Source organism: Synechococcus sp. BA-120 BA3, assembly GCF_034931285.1.
In the GTDB taxonomy this organism is placed as follows: domain Bacteria; phylum Cyanobacteriota; class Cyanobacteriia; order PCC-6307; family Cyanobiaceae; genus Cyanobium.
Genome location: NZ_JAYGHZ010000056.1, coordinates 1 through 8,010, shown reverse-complemented (window position 1 = coordinate 8,010; position 8,010 = coordinate 1). Strand labels below are relative to the sequence as shown.

9 protein-coding genes and 1 pseudogene are annotated in these 8,010 nt (G+C 71.8%); 3 read left to right on the top strand and 7 right to left on the bottom strand.

Annotated elements, in window-relative coordinates; genetic code table 11:
- Positions 1–452, bottom strand: a pseudogene (locus tag VB737_RS04150) (anthranilate synthase component I family protein); the annotation flags it as partial.
- Positions 449–1,165, bottom strand: coding sequence for a 7-cyano-7-deazaguanine synthase QueC (queC, locus tag VB737_RS04145; RefSeq protein ID WP_500311368.1), 717 nt, complete (start codon positions 1,163–1,165; stop codon positions 449–451). The gene queC and the pseudogene VB737_RS04150, both read right to left, overlap by 4 nt.
- A 119-nt stretch (positions 1,166–1,284) precedes the next feature.
- Between queC and VB737_RS04140 the strand changes: the two genes are divergently transcribed.
- Complete coding sequence (locus VB737_RS04140) at positions 1,285–1,833, top strand: ecotin family protein (protein WP_500311367.1); 549 nt, start codon at positions 1,285–1,287, stop codon at positions 1,831–1,833.
- 31 nt (positions 1,834–1,864) lie between these two features.
- Here VB737_RS04140 and VB737_RS04135 read toward each other — a convergent pair whose 3' ends face one another.
- From VB737_RS04135 to VB737_RS04125, 3 genes are all read right to left on the bottom strand, one after another.
- Positions 1,865–2,512, bottom strand: a complete 648-nt coding sequence (locus VB737_RS04135; protein ID WP_500311365.1) for a 7-carboxy-7-deazaguanine synthase QueE — start codon at positions 2,510–2,512, stop codon at positions 1,865–1,867.
- Positions 2,487–4,166: a CTP synthase gene (pyrG, locus tag VB737_RS04130; RefSeq protein ID WP_500311363.1), complete on the bottom strand. Its 1,680-nt coding sequence runs from the start codon at positions 4,164–4,166 to the stop codon at positions 2,487–2,489. The genes VB737_RS04135 and pyrG overlap by 26 nt, the downstream gene beginning before the upstream one ends.
- A 183-nt stretch (positions 4,167–4,349) precedes the next feature.
- Positions 4,350–4,835, bottom strand: a complete 486-nt coding sequence (locus VB737_RS04125; RefSeq protein ID WP_254944707.1) for a Dps family protein — start codon at positions 4,833–4,835, stop codon at positions 4,350–4,352.
- Positions 4,836–4,955: 120 nt separating this feature from the next.
- On the opposite strand from VB737_RS04125, the gene VB737_RS04120 reads away from it, so the two are divergent.
- Both VB737_RS04120 and VB737_RS04115 read left to right on the top strand, forming a co-directional pair.
- Positions 4,956–5,201 (top strand): AbrB/MazE/SpoVT family DNA-binding domain-containing protein, encoded by a 246-nt coding sequence (locus tag VB737_RS04120; protein WP_500311360.1) that lies wholly within the window; start codon positions 4,956–4,958, stop codon positions 5,199–5,201.
- Positions 5,188–5,616, top strand: coding sequence for a type II toxin-antitoxin system VapC family toxin (locus tag VB737_RS04115; RefSeq protein ID WP_500311358.1), 429 nt, complete (start codon positions 5,188–5,190; stop codon positions 5,614–5,616). Before VB737_RS04120 ends, VB737_RS04115 begins: the two co-directional genes overlap by 14 nt.
- A gap of 10 nt (positions 5,617–5,626) precedes the next feature.
- On the opposite strand, the gene aspS is transcribed toward VB737_RS04115, so the two are convergent.
- Positions 5,627–7,450, bottom strand: a complete 1,824-nt coding sequence (gene aspS, locus VB737_RS04110) for an aspartate--tRNA ligase (protein ID WP_500311356.1) — start codon at positions 7,448–7,450, stop codon at positions 5,627–5,629.
- A 41-nt stretch (positions 7,451–7,491) separates the two neighbouring features.
- A partial coding sequence (locus VB737_RS04105; RefSeq protein ID WP_500311354.1) for a glycine cleavage T C-terminal barrel domain-containing protein occupies positions 7,492–8,010 on the bottom strand: 519 nt, incomplete at its 5' end.

Here is an 8,010-nt window from a genome sequence, read left to right as displayed (position 1 = left end):
GTATAGGGGCCAGCCCCGGGGGCGGGACCCTCCAGCAGCCGCGCCATGGCATCGAACCGGGCCGGGTCCCGGCCCTCCAGCCACAGCCGCCCCTCGCCACGGTCGAAGTGGATCAGGGGGTCATGGCGGGCCGCCCACAGGGTGGCCATGTCGGAGGCCTGCCAGTGCTCGGCCGGCTCCACCCAGGCTCCGGCCTCATAGCCGAGCCAGCCCAGCCACGGTCCCCCCTGGCGCTCCAGATCCGCCAGGACGTCGAAGGGGTCGGCCGCCTCCGGGTCGCCCGGCAGCCCACGGCACGACACCGTGGCCACCGGATCCACCCCGAGCACGCCACGGCTGCCGAGGGGGCTGCCGTCGCCGTCAAGCAGCACCATCCCGTCCCGGCCAAAACGCTGGGCCAGGACCCCGGCGAGGGCCCGGGGCTCCAGCCAGGGAAGCGGGTCGCTCCTCAACAGTCGGCTCCGGCGCGGAGGGCGGCACTGGTGAGGTCGGGCCGGGCCGCGGCCATCAGGGCGGCGTCACGGATGCGGCAGCTGTCACAGCGGCCGCAGGGGAGATCCTCGCCGCTGTAGCAGCTCCAGGTGGCCGCGATCGGCACCCCCAACCGCAGGGCCTGGCGCACGATGGTGGCCTTGTCCCAGGCCACCAGGGGAGCCCAGAGGCGGGCCCCATGGCCCTCGCGCCCCGCCTTGGTGGCCAGGTCGGCCAGGCCTTGGAAGGCGGCCAGGTAGTCGGGGCGGCAGTCGGGATAGCCGGAGTAATCCACGGCGTTGACCCCGAGCACGAGGCTGGTGGCGCCGCGGGCTTCGGCCAGGCTCAGCCCCAGGGCGATGAACACCGTGTTGCGGCCGGGCACGTAGGTGCTGGGGATCACCCCCTCGACCACGCCGCCGTCGGGGACGGGGATGGCCGGATCGGTGAGGGCCGAGCCGCCCCAGGCCGCCAGGTTGACGGCGATCACGTGGTGCTCCTCCAGCCCAAGGGCTTCCGCCACCGCGGCGGCGGCGGCCAGCTCGCGCCGGTGCCGCTGGCCGTAGTCGAAGGAGAGGCCGATCACCCGGTGGCCCGCCTCGATCGCCAGGGCTGCGGCGGTGGCCGAATCGAGGCCGCCGGAGAGCAGGGCGATGGCGAGCGGCGGCGGGGGCGTGGCAGGGGAGCGCGCGATGGGGCGGGCGAAGGCGACGGTCCCCCCATTGTGGAAGCGGCCCCAGCGCCGGAGTGATCGGCAGTGACGGCGGATGCCATGGTGGTGGCTCCGGATTCCGGTCCCTACCGAGGTTCCCCATGGCCCATGCCCTGCGCCGCGACACGGCGGCCGCGGCCGCCGCCAGCGTCATCGTCAGCCTGCAGTCCCTGCTGGCGCTCGCGGTGGCACCGGCCCGGGCCATCCCCCGTCTCGATCTCACCCCGTACCCCAAGCCCACCGCCGCCCAGACCCGCTGGGTGATCCAGCTGCCGGGGGTGCTGCCGCCCACCGCCGATCCGCGCCTGTCCCCCAACCCGAGCGACTGGCGGGTGCAGCTGATCGCCGGCCGGGAGGTGGAGGCCGACTGCAACCAGAAGGCCTTCCGCGGCCGCTTCCGCGCCAGCAAGGTGAAGGGGCTGGGCGTGAGCGTGTACACAGTGAGCGATGTGGGGCCGATGGTGTCGACCCTGATGGCCTGCCCCCCCGGCCAGGCGACACGCAAGGTGTTCATCCCGATGGGCAGCAAGCCCTTCGTGGTGCCCTACGACGCCAGCCGGCCGATCGTGGTGTACACCCCGAAGGATCTGCAGCTGCGCTGGCGGCTCTGGAAGGCCGAGAAGGTGCAGCAGCCGGCCCAGGCCCTCTGAGGCTTCAGCGTTGGGGCGCATCCCAGGGGCCTCAGCGCACCCCCAGCCATTTGTGGCTCTGCAGGCTCAGGCGCCAGGCGGGGTGAGCACGCACGTAGGCCACCGCCAGTTCCCGGGCGGCCGGCTCGTCCCAGGCGGGCTGGAGCAGCCGCTCCGGGCCCGGGGCGGTGGTCGGGCGCAGGCGCACCGCTTCAGCAGCCATGGCTTCGGCGAAGTCCAGGTCGGCCGGGCCCGTCACCACCACCTTGAGCTCATCGCAGCGGGCCAGAAGCTCGGCCGCCGGAGGACGGTGGGGCTTGGGCGAGAGGGTGATCCAGTCGAAGCGGCCGCTGGGCTGCCCCACACCGCTGGTTTCCAGGTGCAGCGGCAGGCCCGTCGCCGCCAGGACCGCACACAGGGGGTCGAGGGGCTGCTGCAGGGGCTCGCCGCCGGTGATCACCACGAAGGCGGCGCCGGCACCGGCGGCGGCGCTGGCCTCGGCCGCCAGTTCGTCCAGGGGGCGCGAGGGATGGGCCGCCTGCGGCCAGGAGTGCTTGGTGTCGCACCAGGGGCAGCCCACATCGCAGCCCGCCAGGCGGATGAAGAAGGCGCTGCGGCCGGCGTGGAGCCCCTCCCCCTGCAGGGAGTGGAAGGTTTCCACCACCGCCGGGCCGTCAGCCGTGGACGGGGCTGGCGACACGGTCCACGGCCTCGCTGGGGGAACTGGGCAGCCGCTGCTGGGCCGCCTCGATCAGCCCCCGGAACAGGGGATGGGGCTTGCCGGGGCGGGAGAGGAACTCCGGGTGGTACTGGCAGGCGGTGAAGAAGGGGTGGTCCTTCAGCTCGATCAGCTCCACCAGGCGCCCATCGGGGGAGGTGCCGCTGATCTCGTAGCCCGATTCCAGGAACAGGGAGCGGTAGGCGTTGTTGAACTCGTAGCGGTGGCGGTGGCGCTCGTAGACCACCTCCTCGCCGTAGAGGCGCTGGGCCATGGTGCCCGCCGTCAGCCGGCAGGGGTAGACGCCCAGGCGCATGGTGCCGCCCAGGTCGACCACGTCCTGCTGCTCGGGGAGCAGGTGGATGACGGGGTGCGGCGAGGCCGGATCCAGCTCGGCGCTGGTGGCGCCCTCCAGGCCAGCCTGGTGGCGGGCCCACGCGATCACGGCGCACTGCATGCCCAGGCAGAGCCCCAGGAACGGCACCCGCTGCTCCCGCGCCCAGCGGATCGCCGCCACCTTGCCGTCGACACCGCGGTGGCCGAAGCCGCCGGGCACCACCACCGCATCCATGCCCCGCAGCAGGGCGTCGGCGCCCTGGCTCTCGATCTGCTCGGCGCAGATCCAGTGGAGATCAAGGGAGGCGTCCCGCTCCAGGCAGGCATGGCGCAGGGCCTCCACCACCGAGAGGTAGGCGTCGTTGAGCTGGACGTACTTGCCCACCAAGGCCACCTTCACCGCCGGGCCTGGGTGGCGCAGCTTCTCCACCAGCTCCGCCCAGCGCGCCATGTCGCTGTCGTGGTCGACCAGGGAGAGGACGTCAAGCACCTGGCGGCAGAGGCCCTCGCTCTCCATCGCCAGGGGCACCGCGTAGATGCTGTCGGCATCGAGGGCCTGGATCACGGCGCTCGCCGGCACGCCGCAGAAGCCGCCGATCTTGGCCTTGAGGTCGGTGCTGATCGGGCGGTCGCTGCGGCAGACGAGCACGTCGGGCTGGATGCCGATCGAGCGCAGCTCCTTCACCGAGTGCTGGGTGGGCTTGGTCTTGAGTTCGCCGGAGGTGCCGATGTAGGGCAGCAGGGTGACGTGGACGTAGGCCAGATCCTGGCGGCCGACGTCACCGCGGAACTCGCGGATGGCCTCCAGGAACGGCAGCGACTCGATGTCGCCCACCGTGCCGCCGATCTCCGTGATCACCACGTCGGCGCCGCTGTTGGCCGCCACCCGGTGGATGCGCTCGCGGATCTCACCGGTGATGTGGGGAATCACCTGGACGGTGCCGCCGTTGTAGTCGCCGCGGCGTTCCTTGTTGATCACCGCCTGGTAGATGGAACCGGTGGTCACGCTGTTGAGGCGCGACATGGCCGTGTCGGTGAAGCGCTCGTAGTGGCCCAGGTCGAGGTCGGTCTCGGCGCCGTCCTCGGTGACGAACACCTCGCCGTGCTGGTAGGGACTCATCGTCCCCGGATCCACGTTGAGGTAGGGATCCAGCTTCAGGATCGAGACGCTGTAGCCGCGGGATTTCAGCAGCCGCCCGAGGCTGGCCGCCACGATGCCCTTGCCGATGCTGGACACCACCCCGCCGGTGACGAAGACGAACTTCGCGGCATGGCCCCGCGTGGCGGACGGTGCGGACATCGGGGGCTGCGCTGATCCCCCAATCTACCGAGCCCTTCCAGTCCGACCGCCCCCAGGGGCCTCTGTCCCAGCGCCCCCTTGCCCCCTTGCCCAGCCTCCTGGGGGGGCGTCAGCGGGGGCGGCCGAAGCCGGCCGTTGCCCGCACCGTGGGCGCGGACCGGCGCAGGCCGCCCCCGCTGACGCTCACCCCTCCAGGAGGCTCCGGAGCATCCAGGCGGTCTTCTCGTGGATCTGCAGCCGCTGGGTGAGCAGGTCGGCGGTGGGCTGGTCGCTGGCTTCGTCGGCGATGGTGAACACCGAGCGGATCGTGCGGGCCACGGCCTCATGGCCCTCCACCAGCTCCCGCACCATGGCCAGGGCGGCGGGGACGCCTTCGGCCTCGGGGATCGAGGAGAGGCCGGCATAGAGGGTGCCGCCGTAGGGGGCGGGGAAACCGAGGGCCCGGATGCGCTCGGCGATCAGGTCGAGGGCGGTCCAGAGCTCGGTGTACTGGTCCATGAACATCAGGTGGAGCGTGTTGAACATCGGTCCGGTCACGTTCCAGTGGAAGCCGTGGGTCTTGGCGTAGAGCACGGTGCTGTCGGCCAGGACGCGGCCGAGTCCCTCGGCGATCTGCTGGCGCTGGTCCGCCGGGATGCCGATGTCGATGGGGGGAGCGGTGATGGCCATGGCAGGGGAGCGAGAGACCTCACTCTAAGACGAAGTGACTCCGCTTTATGACGGCATCATGGCCAAGGGCGCGGCGGGAGTGGCCCGCCCGCGTAAGGCCGATCCCCTTACAGTGCCGTCATGACCACCGTGACCCTCACCTCCAAGGGCCAGCTCACCATCCCGAGGCCGCTGCGCGAGGCCCTCGGCCTGGCCACCGGCGCCCGGCTGCAGGCCAGCATCGACAGCCAGGGCCGGCTGGTGCTGGTGCCCTCGAAATACGAGCCTGAGGATCTGTTCCGTCATCGGCCGAGCGTTCAGCGGTCGATGAGCCTGGCGGACATGGATGGCGCCATCGCCGCCGCCGTCGGTCGTGAGGACCCTTGACACCAACGTGGTGGTGCGGCTGCTGATCGGCGACGACCCCCAGCAGACCCCGGTCGCCGAGCAGGCCTTCCTCGAGGCCATCGCCTCCGGCGGGGTGTTCCTGCCTGATGTGGTGCTCGCCGAAGTGGGCTGGGTGCTGCGGGGCTACGCCCTGGATCGCCTCACCCGCCATCGGCTGCTGGAACGTCTGGTCCGCACCCGGGGGGTTGTCGTGGAGGACATCGATGCGGTGATCGATGCGCTGGAGAACTTCCGGCAGGGGGGAGATCTGGCGGACCACCTGATCCTGGCCAGAGCCTCACGGGCCGGAGCCCTGCCGGTGCTGAGCTTCGACCAGCGCTTCTCCGGCCACCAGGGTGTCGAGCTGCTCGGCGCCATCGCTCCCGGGGAGCCCCAACCGGGGAACCCTCCCTGACGGCGCCCCCTCAGCCCTCCTCGTCGCTCCAGGTGCTGGCCACGTGCAGCTCCTCCAGCTGCTTGGGCGCCACATCGGCCGGGGCCTGGGTCATCAGGCAGCGGGCCTGCTGGGTTTTCGGGAAGGCGATCGTGTCGCGGATCGACTCCTCGCCCGCCAGCAGCATCACCAGCCGGTCCATGCCGAAGGCGATGCCGCCGTGGGGCGGGGCGCCCATGTCCAGGGCCTCCATGAGGAAGCCGAACTGGCGCTCGGCCTCCTCCAGCGGCAGGCCGATGGTCTGCAGCACCTGGCGCTGCAGGGCCGCATCGTGGATGCGCAGGGAGCCGCCGCCCAGCTCCAGGCCGTTGAGCACCAGGTCGTAGGCCTGGGCGCGGGCCGTGGGGAGCTTCTCTGCCCAGGCGGCCGGATCGCTGCCCAGATCCTCGGCGTTGGGGGCGCAGAAGGGATGGTGCAGGGCTTCGAGGCGGTTCTCGCCGGCGTTGAACTCGAACATCGGGAAATCCACCACCCAGAGGAAGTTCCACCGGTCGTTGTCCCGCTCGGCCGGCACCAGGCCAAGTTCGCGGGCCAGGTACTGGCGCACCCGGTCGAGGGCCTTGTTGACGGTGGCGGTGTCGCCGGCGCCGAACAGCAGCAGGGTGCCTTCCGTGGCGCCGGTGCGCTCCAGCAGTTCCGCCTTCCTCTCGGCCGTGAGGTTGTCCTTGATGGCGCCGATCGTGTCGATCTCGCCGCCGGCCCGCACCCGGATGAAGGCCAGGCCGCCGGCCCCCGCCTTCTGGGCCTCGCTGAACACATCGCCACCGGGCTTGATGCGCACGTTGCTGACGGCCTCGTTGCCGCCGGCCACGGCGATGCACTTCACCGAGCCCCCGGCGGCCACGGCGCCGGAGAACACCTTGAAGCCCATGTCCCGGACGATGTCCGAGGCGTCGGTGAGCTCCATGCCGTAGCGGGTGTCGGGCCGGTCGGTGCCGTAGCGGGCCATCGCCTCGTGCCAGGTGAGGCGGGGGAACGGCCGCGGCAGCTCGATGCCCTTCACCTGCTTCCAGATGGCGGCGATCAGGCCCTCGTTGAGGGCCAGGATCTCCTCCTGGTCCATGAAGCTCATCTCCATGTCCAGCTGGGTGAACTCCGGCTGGCGGTCGGCCCGCAGGTCCTCGTCGCGGAAGCAGCGGGCCACCTGGTAGTACCGCTCGATGCCCCCCACCATCAGCAGCTGCTTGAACAGCTGGGGCGACTGGGGCAGGGCGAACCACTCTCCGCCGCAGACCCTGCTGGGCACCAGATAGTCGCGGGCGCCCTCGGGGGTGGAGCGGGTGAGCACCGGGGTCTCCACCTCGATGAAGCCCTCCCCCTCCAGATAGCCACGGGCGGCCTTGACGGTGGCATGGCGCAGGCGCAGGTTGCGGCCCATGCGCTCGCGGCGCAGGTCGAGGTAGCGGTGGCGCAGGCGCAGTTCCTCGCGGGTGTTCTCCTCGTCGTGCACCGACACCGGGAAGGGGAGGTTGCCGCGCACCTCGTTGAGCACCGTGATGCCGCTCGCCAGCACCTCGATGGCGCCGGTGGCCAGGCGCTCGTTGAGGGACTCGGCCGGCCGGGCCCGCACCTTGCCCTCCACCCGCAGCACCGTCTCGTTACGCAGCCGCTCGGCCACCGCGAAGGCGGCGGGGGCCAGGTCGGGATCCACCGTGATCTGCACGGTGCCGCTGCGGTCGCGCAGGTCGATGAAGATCACCCCGCCGTGGTCACGGCGCCGGTCAACCCAGCCGCCCAGCTGGACGGCCTCGCCGATGGCGTCGTTGCGCAGATCGCCGCACCCGTGGCTGCGCATGGTCCTGGTGGAAACGAATCGGTGAGTTTCCCACAGGGTGCTCAGCCACGCCGGTAGAAGGGCCGTTTCACCACCACGGCCGGCTCGGCGCGCCCGCGGATCTCCACCGCCAGCGCCGTGCCGGGCTTCGCCGCCGCCGCCGGCACATAGGCCAGGGCCACCGCTTCCCCAAGCGTTGGGGACCAGGTGCCGCTGGTGACCTCGCCCACCGGCTCCCCATCGAGGAGCACCGGGTAGCCGTGGCGTGCGATGGCGCGGCCCTGCAGCTTGAGGCCCACCAGCTTGCGCCCCACCCCCTCGGCGGTCTGGCGCTCGAGGGCGGCGCGGCCAATGAAGTCGGCCGGCATCTCCAGGTGCACCAGCCAGCCCAGGCCCGCCTCCAGGGGGGTGGTGGCCGCATCCATCTCGTTGCCGTAGAGGTGCATCGCCGCCTCCAGCCGCAGGGTGTCGCGGGCGCCGAGGCCGCAGGGGGTGACGCCTTCGGCCAGCAGCCGCTGCCACAGCGCCACGCCGGCCTCGCGGCCCAGCAGCAGCTCGAAGCCGTCCTCACCGGTGTAGCC